This is a genomic window from Salinimicrobium oceani, assembly GCF_012037645.1.
In genome coordinates this window covers 1-446 of the sequence record NZ_JAAVJR010000646.1, presented here as the reverse complement: position 1 = coordinate 446, position 446 = coordinate 1, and the positions used below count along the sequence as shown (strand labels likewise).

At 44.2% G+C, this 446-nt stretch carries 1 pseudogene; it reads right to left on the bottom strand.

The features are described 5' to 3' along the window. Positions 1–129: 129 nt before the first annotated feature. A pseudogene (locus tag HC175_RS18690) lies at positions 130–446 on the bottom strand (indole-3-glycerol-phosphate synthase TrpC); the annotation flags it as partial.

Below are 446 nucleotides of genomic sequence, written 5' to 3'. Positions count from 1 at the left end.
CCTGAATTTCTCCTGAAACATGCCGCGAAGAACCCTCAAAAAAGATAAGGCCGAGATAATCAGGTTTTAAACCTGAAATGGCTTTGATGTTTTCGGCTTCTCTCATGCCGCAGACCTTCAGCTTCAGGTTCATTTTGCTATGCTTTTGAGTTCGTTGATGAATTCCGAAGCACTTTTTCCGGGATCTTCAGTCTTCATGAAATTCCCGCCGATAAGAAAGCCCTGAAATCCGCTTTTTTGAAGCTCCAGGATAGCTGCAGTATCGCTGATGCCGCTCTCGGAGATCTTTACGAAGTGGGGCGGAATTTTTTCCGCAAGATCTTTACTGGTTTGCAGGTTCACCCCGAAGGTTTTGAGGTTTCTATTGTTGACACCTATCATATCTACGCTGTCAAAAATGTTGTTTTTAAGCTCCTCTTCATTATGAACTTCCAGGAGCACCTCGA